Genomic DNA, 18,165 nt, shown 5'->3' with positions numbered 1-18,165 from the left:
TGGTGTTTAGGCCCTGGCATCCAGGCAGGTCGCATCAATCCTGCTGCGATAGCTTTTTTCCCGGTCGCCGCTGGCGGTGACTTTGTCGATCGACCAGCGACCGCGCATGAAGTCCGGCCAGGAGGCGTCCAGCAGCACGATGCCTTCGGCGCACAAGCCTGGATTGCCGGGGCATTCGATCGCCACCTTGAGTGCTTCGCGCATCATCCGGCGTACCTCGCCTTCACCGGCGGCGCGAGCATCGTTGGCGCTTTGAAAGCGCTGGCGAAGGGTCTTGAACGGCGCGATGCCGCTCTCCTCGACGCGCATTTTCCCTGCCGCCGCATCCCACCAACTGGCCTTGCAGCCCTGGTATTTCGCACGGGCGGTATCATCCAGAACGGCGGAGATAAAGGCGTTGTCGCCTGGGCGGTTATTCGTCGTCACCGACAGTTTTGTCTCGGGCAGGACTTTGCCCGACAAAGACTTCGCCTGCCCCCGGCGCGCCAGCACATACAGCTCGTTGACCGGCTTGGCGACGGCGTCATAACGGTGAGCCAGTCGCGTTAGAAAACCCATGTCGGTTTCGTTGGACTGATCGATGTGCTCGATTTTTATCAGCGCCAGGTCCGGCGCCACACGCGGGGAAAACCCGTGTCTGGAGGTCAACTGACGAAACAGCACGCCCAGGGTCGTCGGACCATGACTGACGGATCGCCGTTGCTTGAAACCGGTCTGATCGGCCGCACTGAACGGCGCCGCCGTCGCGACAAGCGTCAGGCGCAGGGGAAACAGCGTCGGCGTGCGCCGGGTCACGACGAACTCACCTTTATCCACCAGCCCCGACTCCAGATAACCGACCCGCAGGCCGATTTTCCCGCCCAGGCTGGGCAATCCTTCAAGCCCTTCCAGGCTGATGGTGAGCGTCAGTTGATCGGACTCAATCCCCGCCGCGTCGATGTGCGTCCAACTGAGCAAGCGTTCGTTGAGCAGCGCCGCGTTCGCACCGTAGATTTCCACCGCTGGCGTGAAACCCAGTGACATATTGCCTCCTTAATCCCAGGCCGAAACCGGTGTGGGTGCGACGGGCTGTAGATCCACTTCCGGCAGGACAATCCATACACCCGCCGGCAATACCGGCCCCCACTCGGCCAGCTTCGGATTGAGTCGCCAGAGCGCCTCTTCGGCGGCATCGTCACAACGCTCCAGCTCGCGGTACAGCAACAGATTCACCGAATCACCGGCGATACTTCGAACCCTACGCATTGGCGAACTCCGTCAATTCAATCACCCAGCCGACCACCATCGCGGTGCCGTCATCAATGACCTCGGTCTGGGTTTCCGACACCTTGTTGATCTGCCACAGGCCCCAGTTGCGGCCGATGCCGTCAACCAACGGCACCGGAGCGCGTCGGGCCTGTAATGCACGCAGCTCATCGAGTCGGTCCATGGCAGTGGCGTACATCGACTTGCCGGTGATCGTCAGCGCTTGCAGCCCTTGACCGAGCTGACTGGATTTGGGTTTGCTGGTGAGGATGTCGATGCTTTTCCAACCGCCATCCGAGGTGCGAACCAAGGAGTGGTAGGCGAAGTTTCTGGACAGACCGAAAATGAAACTGCCCAGTGCCATTTGCTGACGCATCACGTACCTCCGTCAGTCAGCGCCGCATCACTGCGCATGGCGAGTGAGTTGGGCATGGTTGTCAGGCCGAACTGGCCCGAGAGCTGTTGCACAACCAGGTTGGCCAACTGACTGGCACTGGCCTGGTCCTGGCCGTTGATGTAGATGTTTGCGGTCATGGTGTTCTGATGAGTGCTTGTCGGGGTGCTGGTCAGGTCTTTGCTGACCTGCTCTGGAGCGGCGAGTCTGTCGGTGGGTGCGACGAGTTTTTCGCCCAGAGACGCCCCGGCATCGCTCCCCAACCAACCGCCCAGCAGTCCGCCGATCAGCCCACCAATGGCAGTGCCGATCACCGGAACGACGCTGCCCAAAGCGGCACCGGCCGCGGAACCTGCGGCAGCGCCTGCCCAGCCGCCACCTGCGGCTCCCAGGCCTGCGCCCATCATCCGTTTGTCGCCGGTGAGCACTCCCTCGGCTACATCAGCGACGGCGCCGACGACTTTCAACGGGCCGGGCGCCTTGCGAGTCATCGAGCGCAATGAGGCCGTTGGCGCGAGTGAAAAACGCCCTGCGCCTCCCTGTGAGCCTCGTGGCCTTCTCGTGGATTCGGGACGCTGGTTGGCATTGCTTGTATCCAGCTTGCCCACACGAGGATTTCTGAGATCTTCGGAGATCACCTCACCCAATCGGCCGGGAAGGTGCGGGGCGGCCCTACCCAGCACTCGCTTGGCCACCTGACTGGACATTTCATCCACTACGGCCTTGAGCAGCACACCCACCAGCGGTTTGATCGCTGCGGCAACAAGCACAATTGCAGCGGTGGCTTTAGGTGAGGATTCAGCCAATTCACTCATGCCATCGGCCAGCGAACCCAGCCACTGGGACGAGGTATCCGCCGAAGGCATCAGGGCATTTCCCGTAGCCACCGACAAACGCTCGCTACGGGCGTTGAGGATGTTCAGCTGGCCTTGTTGGGTTTTCGACAGCGCCAACGCGTCCTGCCGCACCGAGCCGTCGTTGCCCAATTGCGACGTGGCATATTGGCCTGGGTCTTTCACCTGCAAGAAGGCTGCGTTCACATCAGGCAGTTTCTGCGCCATGCGCAGCACCGCCTCATCGCCATTGCCGAAGAGCGTGCCGGCAAGGGCCGAGCGCTTGTCGGCCGGTTGCGCGTTCAAGGCCGCCAGCACCGTCATCACCGTGCCAGACGCCGTGTCCTTGTCACGCAAGCCGCTCGCCACCGCCGTGGGCGCCAGACCCAGCTGTTTCCAGGCCGTTTGCTCGGTGGCGGAGGCCTGGTCACCCTTGCCCAGGGCCGTCGTGAAACTATCCAGCGCCACCCCGGCTTCAGCTTGTTGGGTACCGGTATTGAGCAATGCCGCCGTCAACGCGGCGGCTTGTGCAGGGGCCAGGCCCGCCGTCGTCGCAGCGGCACCTTCACGCTGCAAGACCGCACCGATCTCAGCCGCTTTCGCACCGTTGGGTAATTTGCCCAATTGGTTAGCGGCATCCGCCAGGTCAAAGGCTTGCGCGCCGCTGAGCTTCATGGAGATGCGCCAGTCGGCCAGCATTTCGGCGGCCTTCATGGCCGGCATCTCGAACGCCGCCGCGGTGACGCCAGCATCCGAGGCGAAGTTCGACAGGACCAACTGTCGCTCCGAGGCATCGTGCACATCGCTACCGATGCCTTTCCTGGCCGCCAGGCTTTGCATCCTCACCACTTCAACCGCCGTGGTGCCCCCGCCCGCCACCAGCGGTGCGGTGGCGATCTGCGGGGTTGACTCAGCCACCTGCTGAATCTGACGCGGCCCGAATTGGCTGGCCTTTTTCAGATCGGCCATGGCCGAATCCATCGCTATCGCCGGTTTGAGCAGCACCGGTGGTTCGATCCCGCCACCCGACTTACCCTTAGGCTCACTGGCTGACTCACCCTTGGCGCCGGCGCCCATCGTTTGGGAGAACAATCGTTGCGCCGACAGTTTCACGGTCAGCGACTCGATCGCCGTCGTCAGCAACCCGAGTTTGAGCCCGAGCTCTTCCAGCACCCGATCGAGGCCCGACAGTTGATCCCCGGCGAACGCACCTTGCGCTGCCACACCACTCGTGAGGCTGGTATTACCGAACGCCAACCCACTCTCATTGAAGGCTGCGTATTTGAGCGAATATTTATCGTCCGCCATTCGGCCCTACTCCTTTTTCACGCCAAGGCGAGTCATCGCGATGTCGTAACGACGCAATGCCTTGCCGACGTCCCACTCCAGAATTTCCGCTTCACTTACCGGGTAAATGAGCGGCACCACATCGAGGATCACTTCGATGTCGCGCTCCGAAAGAAGTCCGCCGGTTTGTTTAAAAAATCGTCGATGCGTACCTGAAGCTGTGTCCAGTCGGGCACGGTCAGCAGGTCCAGATCGGGAATCATCAGGCCGGTGCAATGGGCGGTGATGAACTCGGCGCGTTCCTTGGCCGCCTTCAGTTTTTTCATCGCCTTGGTCGCTCGCAGCACGGGCATTTCCAGGGTCAGCGAGGTCAGGCTGCGGCCAGCGACGTTGAGCGTTTGGAGCAGTTGCACCTGGTCGGGGTCGACTGCTGCGCCATCCGTCGATTCCAGGAAGTGGGACGTCGGGCGAGTGGACATTTCGTGCACGTATTGCGCGATGCTCACGTAGTCCGGGCGCTTGAGCTGATCCAGCTCCTTGACCGACAGGCCGGTGGCCAATTTGGCCAGCTCAAAAAACTGGTCGTCCTCATCGTCGCCGGCACGGGCCAGGGCGTCTTTCTGTGCGGCGTAGTGCAGCGGCTTGAGCTGAAGCTGCTCGATTTGCGCCCCGTCATCACCGGTGATCGGCGACAGCAAGACGTGAACAGGAGGTGTCCAGGACATGAAATGAATTCCTTGGTGGATACTGGGGAGGGGTTGCGCAACGCCGGTCAGTCAAGATGTGCCCCTGTGGGAGCGAGCTTGCTCGCGATAGCCTCGGATCAGTCAGCATTGATGTTGGCTGACTCACCGCTATCGCGAGCAAGCTCGCTCCCACAGGGGTTTTGTTCAGCCGGCTGAGGGGTGGTTAAGGCAACAGCACCGCACGGCGCGCATCACCGAGGATGTCGACGCCGTTGAGCACGAACTTCTGGGTGCGCACGTCGATGTCGATCACCGGGACACCATTTTCGAGACGGTTGTAGGTACGGCAGGCCAGCTCAAGTGTCGTGGTGGGTTTGTCGCCCATCTTCAGCTTGGCCTCTTCCAGGGATTTGAGCTTGCCGCCGACGGTGTGGTAGGTGAACCAGGTGTTGCCATCCTGATCCTGACCGGCTTCACGCACGTTCAGCAGAATGTCATCGCCCAGTTGCACACCCAGGGCGAGCATGATTTCCGGCCCGGCCCCTTGCAGTACGAGGGTAGCGTTCAGCACCTTGCCGCTCTTGGCCATTTCTTCGGCAATGAAGCGTCCACCGACCATCGCCTCCATGTCGAATTCGATCTTCGGCGGGCTGAACTCTTCCACCGTCGCCGACAACGGCAGGCCTTGCAGGGTGGCCGCGATGGCCTGTCTTACGCGGTTGGTAAACATTAGAGAACGTCCTCCAGGAACTGCTCGATGATTTCATCGCGGGCATTGAGTTGATAAATCATGTGTTCGTTCGGCGCGTAGCGGCCGTAGTCGATGACCACGTACCAGGTGCCGTTCTTGTACTTCTCGACGCTGTTCAATTCCGGGTGCAGGTACACGCTGCCGCCGGGGATGGTTTCGTCGGCGACCAGGGTTTGCAGCCAGTCGTTGATGCGTTTGACCTCCTGGTCCATGAAGGATTTGGTCAGGTTCTTGGCCATGGCCTTTTGGCCGGCTTTCACCAGCTTGCGGCTGATGGCATCTTCAAGGCCGACGTAGCTGATGAACTTGCCGGTGACGGAGCGGTTACCCAGCAGCGAGAAGCCGCCGAGAATGGTCCGGGCGTAGTAGCAAACGCCGTAGCGGTTGAGCAGATCGCCTTCGGTGGAGGTGTCGAGGATGTTGTATTCCACGGTGCGCGAGACGTCTTCGGCATAGGTCACCTGGTTGCCCGGGCTCTCCCATTGCTTGACCTTGGCCAGCGCGGCGATGGCCAGGCTCGACGGCGCCAGGAAGACATTTTTCTTCGCCGCTTTCGAGTAGACCGCCGGCATGTTGTGCACCACCAGGCAACGGTCGAAACCGAGGTCCGCGCCGCCCAGTTCCTGGCTGTAGGTCACTTGATCAGCAACTGCCGCGTCCTTGCCGTCGAGCACCACGCGCGCCTTGATACGCTTGCCGAACGAGGCGAACTCGCTCGCCACCGCCTTGGTGCCGGTGAAGCCTGGCGCGCCGATGATGGTCAGGTCTTCAGCGACCCCACTGAGCGCCGCCAGACCGAGTTTGCGCCCGGTCTCGGCCTCGATGCCGCCAATCACGTTGTTCTGCGTATCGGCCGGTGTGGCGCCCTCTTCGACGATGACCACGTAGACCGGCACCTTGACCACTTTGAGGATCTGGTAAACCGCCTGAAACAGCGTCCCCGCCTCAGCACCGGTCGGGTCCAACTGGGCCTGAGTGGTGAAGCTGTTGATGCGAAATGGGGTGTTTTTCGGAATCAACAGGTTGGCATTCGGCGCGGTGCCGACCAGACCGATGACGTTATCACCCAGGCCACCCATGGCCTCGGGAGATTCAGTGGCATTGACGGTAATGCCGTTGTGCTCGAAGTTCAAAACCTCAGCCATGGTTATTCAGCCTTTTTGGTTGTGGCCTTTTTGGCCGGGGTGGATGTGGAAGCCGACTCGACGGCTCCGGTTTTTTTCAGTTGCAGACGACCGGCGCTGTGCCAGGCATTGGCCTCGACGTCGAGCAGGTCGAGTTCCTGGCCGACGCTTGACCAGTGGCCACCGCCGGTGGGGAATGGGAGGAGCACGGTGTAGGTTTGGCGTAGTGCCATTTGGGGTTCTCCAGATACGAAAAAGCCCCGTGTGTGCGGGGCTGTTGTCAGGTTTGTGATGTTGCGGAAAAGAAAACGCCCCGTCGGTGCGGGGCGTGTTATTGGGGTTGGTCAGCGAGCCAAGGGGGTGCAGCCGGGCGTAGTTTGTCGCTTGGAAAGTCTGGTGACAGCGGCCAATCGCGCAAGGCTTGCAAATAGTCCAGCAGCTCCGCGGACTGCTCAATCGTCAGGGTCGTGAGCCGGTCAGAATCTACTTCGTCACGATGACGCTCACGCAGCCATCGAACGCTCTCGATCTCGGCATCTCGCCATCTGCGCTCAACCGCTGCCAACTCATAAGTCGAAACAGGTAACGGATCTATCAGAGTCGGCAGACCGTCTACGTCATGGCTGCGGACCTTACCTGAGGCTGGATTGGCAATCACTTGGTTATAGCGATCATCGGGAATATCCACAGCATCGGCGGGAATTACTGAATGAAGGCCGACTATGTAACAAGTCCCCGTTGTGCGACTGTACTTACGCATGATCATCTCCCAAGACAAATAAAGGTATATCCAGCGACACCGGCAGGAACTGCAATAGACCCTGAGCTTACAGTACGCGCCAGAACGTCAATCCCATTAACAGACGCTGACTGACAGCTCATCATTGTCCCAGGGCTTGACGTACTAATCGAGTAAGCGAGAAGTGAAGAGGGAAAAGCCATGGCCAAGTTTATATGGGCAGTACCTGCGCCTGCATTAACTTGCCCGTTAGCCCATTGAATGATAAAGCCACCCAGCCACGATGGGAAAGCTATATAACCATTAGAGGTAAAGCTAACAGCAAATCCCCAGCGCATTTTCTTCGGCGAGACTACAACATCGTCTAATACACCCCCATCTACTTGTGCTTGCGTCGCAATTTGTTCGTCGCTCAATAGCCAAGACCAAAACAGAGTATCGGTAGTTGAAGTATATTGACCGAGCCAGAACCGGCGATCATTGCTATCAGAAGCATGCTCAACAGCAAGATAATAAGTGGCATCACTACGAGGCGTAATTGCCAGAACGCCTATGAGTCTGTTACCGCTCTTGGGAGGTGCCCCCGGAGTCGCCGCGTTTGGAACAAGCGCACCATAAGCCTGATACAACCCACCGGGCGTAATTGATTTGAATGTAGTCAGCGGGGTCCCAATCCCCCCCAAACCAAATTGCCCAACACTGATTTTCCCAGCCATCAGATCCTTGAACGCTGTAGACAACACGTCTCGGATCGACCCATCCTCCGCATACCAGGAAATGCCCGCCCCCGTCGACAAACTGATGCTGTCCATCGTCTTTAACACAAGCTGACTCGCAGCCATGCCCGCCACATAATCCGTGCCTTGCAGGATAATGGTCGCGGCGCCGGTTGAGACGTTTACGAAGGTTATGGTGCCGCCGTTGAACCCCGTATTGGCCCGGGGCAACGTGATATTGATCGGGTTTGTCGAGTTGATAATGAACGATCTCCCGAACGCATCGGCTGTCAGCACAGTACTTGCGTCAAGCCCACCAATCCCCGAATGATTGCCAAGAGCTCGTTGCACAAACGCGGTATTGGCGAGCATCTGACTATTATTGCTGAGCGGTGCAGTCGGGGCCGTTGGTGTGCCTGAAAAGGCCGGGGAATTAAGTAGCGCGAACCCCTGCGTCACATTCTGAAAAGTTAGCGCCGTAGTGCCCAGAACAATCCCGCCATCCGTAACCAACTGCCAAATCGTATTAGCAAGCGTCGCCCCCTCTTCGACCGGAACACTCAATCCCGAAGTAACCTTGGCGTTCGCATCAGCATCCTTTGCCCGAACCCAATCGCCGTTCGCGGCAACGTAGATACCGTTGTCTTTCGCCAAGGTCTGGGATTTAACAAGCACCCGATTCCCGGCAACCACGGCAACACCGTCAATCGCCTGGGCACCACTTAAAACAATGTTAGCCGTCGTCGCCACCCGTACAGACTGCTTCCTGTCGAGCTTGGCGAGTTCGTCGGCCACATAACCGGCCACCCAGGCCCGCGTCGCCTTGACCACCGTGTCATCAATCAGCAGCGTCACCAACTCAGCATTACTGGTCTCGAAAATCGACCGGATATAAAACTCTTTCCCCGAACCCGACGTCGCCAACACCGGCTTGAACGACTCCGGATATTTGACGATCGCATACAGAATCCCGGTATCGGTCCAGATCCCGGCCTCCCGCACATACCAGCCACCCACGTCTGGCGGGATGGTGATTTCAGCGAGCAACCAGCTCGGGTTTTTCTCATCCTGGAACAGCGCATTGAGTGGCCCGCGCCACACTTCGCGTTTGAGCGCCGTGGCGGTTGCGGCCGGGTTGTAAACTTCGCCGCCGCCGTCACCGACAGAAATCTGCGACAGCTTGATCGGTGTGCCCGCCGCCTTGCAGGCGGTTTCGTAGGCGATCCCCGCATCGGTGAGCAGGGTGTAGTAGTCGGCCATTTAGGACCCCTGTGGATAAATAGTGGAGGTTTCGACGGCGTAGAGCGCGGCGGCCATGGAGGCCCGGCCCGAGGCTTCTAGCCCTTCGATGACAATCGGATAAACCGTGGTGAGTTCGCCGCACACCGTGGCGGCGCCGATGACGTGACGGCCGAACGCACTCAAGCCGACAGAGACCGTCAAGGTGTCGCGCTCGCTTTTGGCATCGGCCAGACGGCGGTCGAGACGGGCGTCGATGGCTTCGCTGTAGGGCTGTTCGGTAAACGCCCTGACAGAAAAGCTGTAGGGTGGGCCGGGGGGCGTTTGCTCATGCCAGGCGCGCACCTCAGGCATCAGTTGCAAACCCTTGGCGGCGTTTTCCAGCGCCTTTCGCGTCCCGGCTTGCCGTGCGGTGGGCCAGGCCAGTTCAACCGTCAGGCGCTTTTCAGCTTCGGGCGCTGAGGAACTCCATTCACTGACCCCGCGATCCGCCGCGAGATAGGGCAGGAACGCCAAAGGCGTGGCTGCCGGATTCATCAACTCGGGAAACGGCGGATCGATACGTTCCAGCAACCGAGCGAAACCCAGATCAAGTCCCCTTTCCAACGGCGAACTGTTGGCCGGCAGCAGGCTTGGGCGAGGTGTGTCGTCACTCATAACGTATCCACCTCGACCTCGACACCCGTGCAGTACGGAGCTTGAAAAGCCGTTGTCACAATCGGCTCGAGCGGTTCGAGAATCTGCAGCTGAACCGCCCCCGCGCTGTGCAGCGTGTAGTCGATCCAACTCGGGTCCACCCGGCCCTCCAAGTGATGACAGGCCTCGGCGTACGCCTGCAGCTGCTGTTGTGCCGCAACCTGGGTCAAGCCCGAATCCGGGCCGGCATTGATCTTCGCCACAACGCGGATTTTGTAGGGTTTGATTTGCGCAGCCTGGACGATGACGTGATCCGTCTCCGGTCGCACATCAGGACGAGCGAAGTGCTGACGAACACCCTCAAGGAGTGTCTCGGACGGTGTGCCATCGCCCTCCCGGGACAGCACCGTGACCGTGACTTCGCCCGGCGCGGTGCGGCGTCCGTTGCCGTCCTTGACCTGCGCCGCATAGCCATCCGGGTTGAAGGTGTAGGTAACCGTCACGACACCCGTCGTGGCGTTCTCCACCTTCACCACCGGTCGCTCCCCCAGAGTGAAAATCTCTCGCCGATACTGCATGCGCGAGCCGGCCGCCGGGGCATGCGGCGCGAGGTAATAGCGCAACCTTGCGTCATCATCGCTCTCGTAGACCGGGGCGATGGGCGGGAACGCTGCCGGGTCGCCCGGGTCGAGCAACTGACGCTCAAGGCCCATGTCCGCGAGGCGCGCATCGAGGTTGGTGCCGGTGGCCCACCACGCCAACATCTGCTTGATGCGAGCGTTGTATTTGCGTTCGTGGGTTTGCAGGCGGACGCAGAACGCCTCGAGGGCCAGGGTCAGCAGTTCGCTTTCGTTTTCCAGGCTGTCCACCAGCTTCGCCGCGCTGGCGGGAGAGCGAGCGCCGACGTACTCGACCACAAAGGTTTTGAATTCGGCGAGCAGATCCTCGAACGCTTCGACAGTGACGATTGCAGGTTCGGCTAGCTGGTTCTGACCGGGGATCAACATGCTCATGTCACGACCTCGAAGGTTTGTTTGCGGTTTTTCCAGGTGCCGGCGAAGCGCAACAACAAGCCGGCGCAGTGTCGGCTGGCGACAATGACCTGCGGCTCGAAGTCGCCAATGCCGTTGTCCGGGTTGTAGAACGCTTGGGCCGCGTGGCTCTGGGCAAGGATCAGCAGGTCATCGCCGAGGTTCTGCCCGAGCAATTGCGTGAGGGCGCAGCCATACAGAGGGCGCTTCTGGCGAGTGCCCAACGGCGTGGTCAATGCTCGAGTGGCGCGCTGCACGAACTGCAGCCAGTCGTCGACCGTGGCGCCGGTATTTCGATCGATTCCAATCATGAGGAAATCTCTTATGCGGTACTGATGACGCGCCCCTGGTGATCCACCACCGGGCCGCTCAGGTGCACACCGGACGCGTCGAGCCGTATGCCGACGGCGCCCAGTTGCAATTCGATGGCCTGCGGCGTCATCGCCAGCCGCGCCGGGCCAATGCTTAAGTCGAGGGACTCACGGGAACCGGTGAATGCCGTCGGGCCGTTTTGCCAGTGCAGGACATGGCTGGCGTGGTCGTAGCCGTTTTCCGTGCCGTCCTGATAGCGGCGGCGCGTCAGTGATGCCTGTGTGGACACAGGCGGGAATTGACCGCCATTGAGGCCGAACAACGCAACCGACTGCCCACCGCCCTCGCCGCCGCCGTGGTTCAGCAACAGGCACTGCTCGCCCACGGAGGGAATCCGCGACTCGCTCTGTTCGCCAGCACTGGGATTGAAAAAACGGATCGCCGGGGTCAGCAATTCGCCATGGCTGACCTTGCAGGTGTTGCTGGCCGCATCGACTTCCTGACAAACGCCGATGCGACAGAAACTGTCGGCGCGCCGATGCAGGTCTTCCAGCTCGGTTTCCATCTCGGCCAGACGCTCGATGAGCGGCCCCAGATGCATCCGTAATAGCGCATCAAACATGGGTCAGCCCTCAAGTGCGGTGTATTGAGCCGGGTCATCGATGTTCGAGACTTCCCAGGTCCGGGCAAATTTCGGGATGCCCAACGGGTCCTCCAGCAGCGTCGGGCCGAGGTACAGGGTTTGAGTGAAGGAAAGGGTCCAGGCGGTGTATGCCCGGGCTTCTTGGGTGAACGTGGATGCAAGGCCATCGATCTCCGTGGGCAGATCACATTGATCGCCCGACAGCCCCCAGCGGTTATCCACCACCAGATGTTTCAGCTCACCGGCGAGATCGCACGCCTCCCATCCCGCAACGGCCATGACCACTTGCAGGGAAACCGTCAGGACATGGGCGATACGTCCGTCGTTGGCGCGGTTGCCTGACGCATCACGCTCGAGGGCAATCAGCACCCAGGGTTGGTCGTCGGTGCCATCGAACTCCTGGGGGCTGCCGATTTTCAAAGTGGGATAAGTGGCGCGTAGCGTCTGGGCAATGGCGAAGAACAGCTGCGACGGTTTTTCGAGGGCGGCAGGCATCAAGGTCTCCTGTTTTTTATGGCGGCACGTAGATCAGCAGCGAGGGATCAATGTTGGTCGGAACGGGAATCACGCGGCGGCAGCTCACTGACGCCCATCCGCTTGGCGGCCCAGCGTTCGTAAAGCCCGATGGCCACGTCCGCCCCGGCCATCGCCGTCAGGCAACCGAAGGCTCCTGCGGCCCAGATCGACAGGCCCATGGCGTACAACAGCATGATCGCCGAGACGCCGCAGACCATGCAGGCGCCGGAACGCAGGGCCAGGCGACGCAGTAGCGACCAGCCGCGGGCGCCCTCTTTGTCGGCACGCCACATCTCGCCGGTCACGCCGCCCACCAGGGCGAGCACGATGACCAGCCAGATCGGCATGTCCAGCAACGCTTGTTGCTCGTTTGTCATGTCACGCCTCCTGGGGTGATGGATGAGAAATGTGTGTTGGGTTCAAACGATGTCTCTTGAGGTAGGCATTCCAAAAAGCCCGGGGTGAACCGGGCTTTTCAGTAATGCGGTCCTTCGCCTTCCCTGGCCGATGGCCAGAAGGAAGTTGATCTTTCGGCGCGACTGGCGCGGTACGGATCCATTCAAATTGTTTTTCCGACCGCGGTCCCTGCCCGCCGGATAACTGCTTCTGGTGCTTTACGCTGCACACCCGGGTCAGTTGCCAACCCTCTGAACCGTTAAGGCCGGTTCATCGCTGCCTGTTGGTGGAACTAAAGAGCTTCGTTGCCAGCCGCTTTGTCGAGCGGCTTGGACACAGAATATGCATGGATGCATATACAGTCAATGCGCAAATGCATTTATTTATGCGCAGCGAATGCATAGACGCATAAAGTCCAGCAAACACAGGGGTCAGGGAATTTTCACAGGCGTAAAAAAACCCGCACGATGGCGGGTTTTATCTGACAGTAGAGGGGTTAGCGGGCGTACATGCCCCACCAGAAGACGTGGCCGAGGATGACGATTTGCTCATCCTGCATGTCCTGGAAGGTGTAGTCCTCATCCGGATGCTCGTCGCGGTTGAAGCTGCGCAGGCGGATGCCGGTGGGCAAACGATAAAGCTGCTTCACCCGCAGTTGACCGTTGTGGTTGATGGCATAGAGATCGCCGTCAACGATGTCGCCGATCCCGCATTTGCCTGCGTTCACCCCGACCGTGGCGCCATCGCGCAACACTGGCAACATGCTGTTGCCGCGTACCGTCACGCATTTGGCCTGGTCGAACTGCACGCCGTTATGACGCAGGCTGCGCTTGCCAAAGCGCAGGCTTGAGCGCTCGCTTTCCTCGATGACGAATCTTCCTGATCCAGCAGCCAATTCAACCTCACGCAAAAAAGGGACCGACACCTCGTCTTCTTCGACGGGAGTGTCGTCATCCCACAGGCTTATGTCCTTGAGTTCGGAATGCGGCTCGTCGCGGCGCGGATGGCCGGCAGACGCAATGTCCGCGCGCCCGCGCAACTGATCGGTACTCACGGCAAAGTATTCGGCGATCTTCGAGATGTGTTTATCCGAAGGATCGACAATCTTGCCACTGAGAATCCGCGACAGGGTTGACTGAGGCACGCCGGTACGACGGTGAAGCTCCGTGGGGGAGATCCCGTGCTGATCGAGCAATGCTCTTAATACGGTAGAAACGTTGCGTTTTTGCATAACGCGCATGATGCGGGTTCTTTTTGCAGAAGACAAATGCTGTTTTGCATAAGTGTGCATATCGATGGTGAAGTGTTTCCGTCCAACATCAATGCAAGCTGACCCAGCGCTATCGCGAGCAGGCTCGCTCCCACAGGGGATTTGGGGTGTATGCGAGGTCTGTGAACGACTCGGTAAAACTGTGGGAGCGAGCCTGCTCGCGAAGACCACAGCACATTCAACATTAATGCAAGCTGATCCACCGCTTTCGCGAGCAGGCTCGCTCCCACAGGGGATTTGGGGTGTATGCGAGGTCTGTGAACGACTCGGTAAAACTGTGGGAGCGAGCCTGCTCGCGATGACGGCGGCACATTCAACACCGATGCAGACGGCCCTAACGCGCTGGGCTGGTGTCAGCTATTGTCAGCGCTTGGAAACCCCCTACAACCTCGTGGGAAACCGCCCGATCTGCGTCCTTCAAATTTGCGAGGCCGGGCTACGTCGCCTTGCGCCTCTGCCTACAACTGCGCCAGAATCCGCCGGCTTGTCCACCTTGGATCCAATTAGTACTTTTGATCCCGTCACTGCCCATCAGTGATCGGGTTTAGTCGCTCGGTATTCCAAGGTGCTCATTGCTCCATTCAGTCAGGTATCCCCATTCCTGCACTTGATGGTGGCTGTGCGCAGGGCGCCCTCGGGCGCGCCGGTTCCTTGGATCCCCGGTCGACTAACCTGCGTACAGCTGCCCCCCCCTCGTTTAGTCGCGAGTGAGTGGTGGCTCAACCTCAAGGATCCAAAAGCATGTTCAAGAACACTCCAAATCCCCCAACTTCAGACGATCACATCGCCCGCACCCAATCGGCCAAAGCCAAAAAACTCGACGAAGCCGCCACCCGCGCTCTGGACTGCTACCTCAAGCCGCCAGCCGACAAAGAAGCATCCGACACACTCGACACCCTTTACGTCATCGCCCCCAACATCGACGCCGAATGCCTGCTCGCCAACCTCAGCGAAACCCTGGCCTCGGCCAACGCCATGGTCAGTGATCTGGCGTTCGACCTGGAGGGCTCGCGACGGCATATCGCGCTGGGGGTCCAGCAGATGATCGAACTGGGGCAGTTGCTGGCGAATCGGACGCTGGATGTGGTTGAGCCGAGGTAGGCATTCATGATGCAAGCCGAGACCTAAGAGAAGCCCGAGTAATCACTGTGGGAGCGAGCTTGCTCGCGATAGCGGTAGTCCAGTTATAACTAAGTTGTATTGGCAGCCGTCATCGCGAGCAGGCTCGCTCCCACAATTGGATCGGCGTACAGCCAGAGCACCAGGCCGGCTGTCAGACCGCCTTCGCGAGCAGGCTCGCTCCCTCAGGAGAAACGCGAACCCACCAAGAACCAGGTCGGCTATCAGGCCGCCTCGCGGTGGACGTTGATCTCGGCGCCCCATTAACCACGCTGGCTGAACGAAGGCATTGCGCAGTGGGCAACCCGGCATGGATGCCGGGTTAGCCGCGCTGGGCCATGGATGGCCCTTCGCGGCGGCCCACGGAGCAATGCCTTCGTTCAGGCATGCCGAGCCTAAGCGAGGCACCGAGTGGTGGGGCAGAAGCGCTTTGGTTACTTTCGCGCTTTTCGAAAGTGACCCGCCGTAAGGGCGGAACCATAAGCAGCCGTTACCGCAGCAACGGATATACATACGATCCCAACAACACTCATCCCTGGGTCCCCCCCGACCGCCCATGTTAACCTTGCGCCCATCGCGGAAAAGCCGGGCCAATGCCCCTCCTTTTGCCCCACACCTTTCAACGAGCCTCCCTGACACCCATGAATACAGCCGTAAACGACCTCTCCAGCCACACGCCGATGATGCAACAATACTGGCGCCTGAAGAATCAGCACCCCGATCAGCTGATGTTCTACCGCATGGGCGACTTCTACGAGATCTTCTACGAGGACGCGAAGAAAGCCGCCAAGCTATTGGACATCACCCTGACGGCGCGTGGGCAATCGGCGGGCATGGCGATTCCGATGTGTGGGATTCCTTACCACGCGGCGGAAGGTTACCTGGCCAAGCTGGTCAAGCTCGGCGAGTCGGTGGTGATCTGCGAGCAGGTCGGCGACCCGGCTACCAGTAAAGGACCGGTGGAACGCCAAGTCGTACGGATCATCACGCCGGGCACGGTCAGTGATGAAGCCTTGCTGGATGAACGCCGGGACAACCTGATCGCCGCCGTGCTGGGCGATGAGCGCCTGTTCGGCCTGGCGGTGCTGGACATCACCAGCGGCAATTTCTCGGTGCTGGAAATCAAGGGCTGGGAAAACCTGCTGGCGGAGCTGGAGCGGGTCAATCCGGTGGAATTACTGATCCCGGATGACTGGCCCAAAGACCTGCCGGCGGAAAAACGCCGTGGCGTTCGGCGCCGGGCGCCGTGGGATTTTGAGCGCGACTCGGCGCTGAAAAGTCTCTGCCAGCAGTTCTCCACTCAGGACCTTAAAGGCTTCGGTTGCGAAAACCTGACCCTGGCCATTGGCGCTGCCGGCTGCCTGCTGGCTTACGCCAAGGAAACCCAGCGCACCGCCCTGCCCCACTTGCGCAGCCTGCGTCATGAGCGCCTGGATGACACCGTGGTGCTGGACGGCGCGAGCCGACGCAACCTGGAGCTGGACACCAACCTGGCCGGCGGGCGCGACAACACCCTGCAATCGGTGGTCGATCGCTGCCAGACCGCCATGGGCAGCCGTCTGCTGACCCGTTGGCTGAACCGTCCGCTGCGAGACCTGACGGTGCTGCTGGCGCGTCAGAGCTCCATTACCTGCCTGCTGGATCGTTATCGCTTCGAGCAGTTGCAACCGCAGCTCAAGGAAATCGGGGACATCGAGCGGATCCTGGCGCGTATCGGCCTGCGCAACGCCCGCCCCCGTGACCTGGCGCGCCTGCGCGATGCCCTCGGCGCCCTGCCCGAGCTTCAGGTGGCGATGACCGACCTGGAAGCGCCGCACCTGCAACAACTGGCGCGCACCACCAGCACTTACCCGGAGCTGGCTGCGCTGCTGGAAAAGGCCATTATCGACAACCCGCCAGCGGTGATCCGTGACGGCGGTGTGCTGAAAACCGGCTACGACGCCGAACTCGACGAGTTGCAATCGCTGAGCGAGAACGCCGGGCAGTTCCTGATCGACCTCGAAGTCCGGGAAAAAGCCCGTACCGGCCTGGCCAATCTCAAGGTCGGTTACAACCGTATCCACGGTTACTTCATCGAATTGCCGAGCAAACAGGCCGAACAGGCGCCAGCTGACTACATTCGTCGCCAGACGCTCAAAGGCGCCGAGCGTTTCATCACCCCGGAACTCAAGGCGTTCGAAGACAAGGCGTTGTCGGCCAAGAGCCGCGCCCTGGCCCGGGAAAAGATGCTCTATGAGGCGCTGCTCGAAGACTTGATCAGCCAACTGCCGCCGCTGCAGGACACCGCCGGCGCCTTGGCGGAGCTGGACGTGCTGAGCAACCTGGCCGAACGCGCGCTGAACCTGGACCTCAACTGCCCGCGGTTTGTCAGCGAGCCGTGCATGCGCATCACCCAGGGTCGTCACCCGGTGGTTGAGCAGGTATTGACCACGCCGTTCGTGGCCAACGACCTGAGCCTGGATGACAACACCCGCATGCTGGTGATCACCGGTCCGAACATGGGCGGTAAATCCACCTACATGCGTCAGACCGCCTTGATCGTGCTGCTGGCCCACATTGGCAGTTTCGTGCCGGCAGCCAGTTGCGAATTGTCCCTGGTGGACCGGATCTTTACCCGCATCGGTTCCAGCGATGACCTGGCCGGCGGGCGTTCGACCTTCATGGTGGAAATGAGCGAAACCGCGAACATCCTGCACAACGCCACCGAACGGAGCCTGGTGCTGATGGACGAGGTCGGACGCGGCACCAGCACCTTCGACGGCCTGTCCCTGGCTTGGGCAGCGGCCGAACGGCTGGCGCACCTGCGGGCGTACACGCTGTTTGCCACCCACTATTTCGAACTCACCGTACTGCCGGAAAGCCAGCCACTGGTGGCTAACGTGCATCTCAATGCCACCGAGCACAACGAGCGCATCGTATTCCTGCACCATGTGCTGCCCGGCCCGGCCAGCCAGAGCTACGGCCTGGCGGTGGCGCAACTGGCCGGCGTCCCCAGCGAAGTGATCAGCCGTGCGCGCGAGCACCTGAGCCGTCTGGAAACCACCAGCCTGCCCCACGAAACACCGCGCCCGAGCAAAGGCAAACCGGCGGCTCCGCAGCAGAGCGACCTGTTCGCCAGCCTGCCGCATCCGGTGCTTGATGAACTGGCCAAAGTGGATCTGGACGACCTGACGCCACGTCGGGCACTTGAATTGCTTTATTCATTGAAGACACGGATCTAACGCACTG

General features: G+C 60.4%; 19 protein-coding genes. 2 read left to right on the top strand and 17 right to left on the bottom strand.

Features of this window, described 5'->3' with window-relative positions; all coding sequences use genetic code 11:
- Positions 1–6: 6 nt before the first annotated feature.
- From QOM08_RS05760 to QOM08_RS05680, 17 genes are all read right to left on the bottom strand, one after another.
- Complete coding sequence (locus tag QOM08_RS05760; protein WP_160891676.1) at positions 7–1,023, bottom strand: contractile injection system protein, VgrG/Pvc8 family; 1,017 nt, start codon at positions 1,021–1,023, stop codon at positions 7–9.
- A 9-nt stretch (positions 1,024–1,032) separates the two neighbouring features.
- Complete coding sequence (locus tag QOM08_RS05755) at positions 1,033–1,245, bottom strand: tail protein X (RefSeq protein WP_047230001.1); 213 nt, start codon at positions 1,243–1,245, stop codon at positions 1,033–1,035.
- On the bottom strand, positions 1,238–1,621 hold the full coding sequence (locus QOM08_RS05750) for a phage tail protein (protein ID WP_316912686.1): 384 nt from the start codon (positions 1,619–1,621) through the stop codon (positions 1,238–1,240). Before QOM08_RS05750 ends, QOM08_RS05755 begins: the two co-directional genes overlap by 8 nt.
- On the bottom strand, positions 1,621–3,780 hold the full coding sequence (locus tag QOM08_RS05745) for a phage tail tape measure protein (protein ID WP_316912685.1): 2,160 nt from the start codon (positions 3,778–3,780) through the stop codon (positions 1,621–1,623). The genes QOM08_RS05750 and QOM08_RS05745 overlap by 1 nt, the downstream gene beginning before the upstream one ends.
- A gap of 128 nt (positions 3,781–3,908) precedes the next feature.
- Positions 3,909–4,484, bottom strand: coding sequence for a phage tail assembly protein (locus QOM08_RS05740; protein ID WP_316912684.1), 576 nt, complete (start codon positions 4,482–4,484; stop codon positions 3,909–3,911).
- Between the two features lie 184 nt (positions 4,485–4,668).
- Positions 4,669–5,175, bottom strand: coding sequence for a phage major tail tube protein (locus QOM08_RS05735; protein ID WP_047229996.1), 507 nt, complete (start codon positions 5,173–5,175; stop codon positions 4,669–4,671).
- Positions 5,175–6,341 carry a phage tail protein gene (locus tag QOM08_RS05730; protein WP_160891670.1) on the bottom strand — a complete coding sequence of 389 codons (1,167 nt, stop codon included), beginning with the start codon at positions 6,339–6,341 and terminating at the stop codon, positions 5,175–5,177. The genes QOM08_RS05735 and QOM08_RS05730 overlap by 1 nt, the downstream gene beginning before the upstream one ends.
- 2 nt (positions 6,342–6,343) lie before the next feature.
- Positions 6,344–6,553, bottom strand: coding sequence for a hypothetical protein (locus QOM08_RS05725; RefSeq protein ID WP_316912683.1), 210 nt, complete (start codon positions 6,551–6,553; stop codon positions 6,344–6,346).
- 98 nt (positions 6,554–6,651) lie between these two features.
- The gene (locus tag QOM08_RS05720) at positions 6,652–7,080 is read right to left on the bottom strand and encodes a phage tail assembly chaperone (protein WP_316912682.1); all 429 of its coding nucleotides are present in this window, start codon (positions 7,078–7,080) and stop codon (positions 6,652–6,654) included.
- Between the two features lie 2 nt (positions 7,081–7,082).
- Complete coding sequence (locus tag QOM08_RS05715; protein ID WP_316912681.1) at positions 7,083–9,035, bottom strand: phage tail protein; 1,953 nt, start codon at positions 9,033–9,035, stop codon at positions 7,083–7,085.
- Positions 9,036–9,671 (bottom strand): phage tail protein I, encoded by a 636-nt coding sequence (locus tag QOM08_RS05710; RefSeq protein WP_316912680.1) that lies wholly within the window; start codon positions 9,669–9,671, stop codon positions 9,036–9,038.
- Positions 9,668–10,663 (bottom strand): baseplate J/gp47 family protein, encoded by a 996-nt coding sequence (locus QOM08_RS05705; RefSeq protein WP_047229991.1) that lies wholly within the window; start codon positions 10,661–10,663, stop codon positions 9,668–9,670. Before QOM08_RS05705 ends, QOM08_RS05710 begins: the two co-directional genes overlap by 4 nt.
- Positions 10,660–10,992, bottom strand: coding sequence for a phage baseplate protein (locus tag QOM08_RS05700; protein ID WP_316912679.1), 333 nt, complete (start codon positions 10,990–10,992; stop codon positions 10,660–10,662). Before QOM08_RS05700 ends, QOM08_RS05705 begins: the two co-directional genes overlap by 4 nt.
- 11 nt (positions 10,993–11,003) lie before the next feature.
- On the bottom strand, positions 11,004–11,615 hold the full coding sequence (locus tag QOM08_RS05695) for a phage baseplate assembly protein V (protein WP_316912678.1): 612 nt from the start codon (positions 11,613–11,615) through the stop codon (positions 11,004–11,006).
- A 3-nt stretch (positions 11,616–11,618) separates the two neighbouring features.
- Entirely contained in the window at positions 11,619–12,131 is a 513-nt protein-coding gene (locus tag QOM08_RS05690) for a hypothetical protein (RefSeq protein ID WP_316912677.1), read from the bottom strand.
- Positions 12,132–12,178: 47 nt separating this feature from the next.
- Positions 12,179–12,529, bottom strand: a complete 351-nt coding sequence (locus tag QOM08_RS05685) for a phage holin family protein (RefSeq protein WP_047229987.1) — start codon at positions 12,527–12,529, stop codon at positions 12,179–12,181.
- 515 nt (positions 12,530–13,044) lie between these two features.
- Positions 13,045–13,779: a helix-turn-helix transcriptional regulator gene (locus tag QOM08_RS05680; RefSeq protein WP_047230040.1), complete on the bottom strand. Its 735-nt coding sequence runs from the start codon at positions 13,777–13,779 to the stop codon at positions 13,045–13,047.
- 780 nt (positions 13,780–14,559) lie between these two features.
- Between QOM08_RS05680 and QOM08_RS05675 the strand changes: the two genes are divergently transcribed.
- Positions 14,560–14,919, top strand: coding sequence for a DUF6124 family protein (locus QOM08_RS05675; RefSeq protein ID WP_316912676.1), 360 nt, complete (start codon positions 14,560–14,562; stop codon positions 14,917–14,919).
- A 659-nt stretch (positions 14,920–15,578) separates the two neighbouring features.
- Positions 15,579–18,158, top strand: coding sequence for a DNA mismatch repair protein MutS (gene mutS, locus QOM08_RS05670; RefSeq protein ID WP_316912675.1), 2,580 nt, complete (start codon positions 15,579–15,581; stop codon positions 18,156–18,158).
- Positions 18,159–18,165 lie beyond the last annotated feature (7 nt).

This window comes from Pseudomonas sp. P105, assembly GCF_032614175.1.
GTDB lineage: Bacteria > Pseudomonadota > Gammaproteobacteria > Pseudomonadales > Pseudomonadaceae > Aquipseudomonas > Aquipseudomonas rhizophila.
Note: the sequence above shows the minus strand (reverse complement) of the source record. Positions and strands in the feature narration are given on the sequence as shown.

What these genes read in the sequence shown, in the direction of transcription:
- QOM08_RS05760 (WP_160891676.1), bottom strand. Translation starts at nt 1,023, where the DNA reads ATGTCACTGGGTTTCACGCCAGCGGTGGAAATCTACGGTGCGAACGCG.
- QOM08_RS05755 (WP_047230001.1), bottom strand. Translation starts at nt 1,245, where the DNA reads ATGCGTAGGGTTCGAAGTATCGCCGGTGATTCGGTGAATCTGTTGCTG.
- QOM08_RS05750 (WP_316912686.1), bottom strand. Translation starts at nt 1,621, where the DNA reads ATGCGTCAGCAAATGGCACTGGGCAGTTTCATTTTCGGTCTGTCCAGA.
- QOM08_RS05745 (WP_316912685.1), bottom strand. Translation starts at nt 3,780, where the DNA reads ATGGCGGACGATAAATATTCGCTCAAATACGCAGCCTTCAATGAGAGT.
- QOM08_RS05740 (WP_316912684.1), bottom strand. Translation starts at nt 4,484, where the DNA reads ATGTCCTGGACACCTCCTGTTCACGTCTTGCTGTCGCCGATCACCGGT.
- QOM08_RS05735 (WP_047229996.1), bottom strand. Translation starts at nt 5,175, where the DNA reads ATGTTTACCAACCGCGTAAGACAGGCCATCGCGGCCACCCTGCAAGGC.
- QOM08_RS05730 (WP_160891670.1), bottom strand. Translation starts at nt 6,341, where the DNA reads ATGGCTGAGGTTTTGAACTTCGAGCACAACGGCATTACCGTCAATGCC.
- QOM08_RS05725 (WP_316912683.1), bottom strand. Translation starts at nt 6,553, where the DNA reads ATGGCACTACGCCAAACCTACACCGTGCTCCTCCCATTCCCCACCGGC.
- QOM08_RS05720 (WP_316912682.1), bottom strand. Translation starts at nt 7,080, where the DNA reads ATGCGTAAGTACAGTCGCACAACGGGGACTTGTTACATAGTCGGCCTT.
- QOM08_RS05715 (WP_316912681.1), bottom strand. Translation starts at nt 9,035, where the DNA reads ATGGCCGACTACTACACCCTGCTCACCGATGCGGGGATCGCCTACGAA.
- QOM08_RS05710 (WP_316912680.1), bottom strand. Translation starts at nt 9,671, where the DNA reads ATGAGTGACGACACACCTCGCCCAAGCCTGCTGCCGGCCAACAGTTCG.
- QOM08_RS05705 (WP_047229991.1), bottom strand. Translation starts at nt 10,663, where the DNA reads ATGAGCATGTTGATCCCCGGTCAGAACCAGCTAGCCGAACCTGCAATC.
- QOM08_RS05700 (WP_316912679.1), bottom strand. Translation starts at nt 10,992, where the DNA reads ATGATTGGAATCGATCGAAATACCGGCGCCACGGTCGACGACTGGCTG.
- QOM08_RS05695 (WP_316912678.1), bottom strand. Translation starts at nt 11,615, where the DNA reads ATGTTTGATGCGCTATTACGGATGCATCTGGGGCCGCTCATCGAGCGT.
- QOM08_RS05690 (WP_316912677.1), bottom strand. Translation starts at nt 12,131, where the DNA reads ATGCCTGCCGCCCTCGAAAAACCGTCGCAGCTGTTCTTCGCCATTGCC.
- QOM08_RS05685 (WP_047229987.1), bottom strand. Translation starts at nt 12,529, where the DNA reads ATGACAAACGAGCAACAAGCGTTGCTGGACATGCCGATCTGGCTGGTC.
- QOM08_RS05680 (WP_047230040.1), bottom strand. Translation starts at nt 13,779, where the DNA reads ATGCAAAAACGCAACGTTTCTACCGTATTAAGAGCATTGCTCGATCAG.
- QOM08_RS05675 (WP_316912676.1), top strand. Translation starts at nt 14,560, where the DNA reads ATGTTCAAGAACACTCCAAATCCCCCAACTTCAGACGATCACATCGCC.
- mutS (WP_316912675.1), top strand. Translation starts at nt 15,579, where the DNA reads ATGAATACAGCCGTAAACGACCTCTCCAGCCACACGCCGATGATGCAA.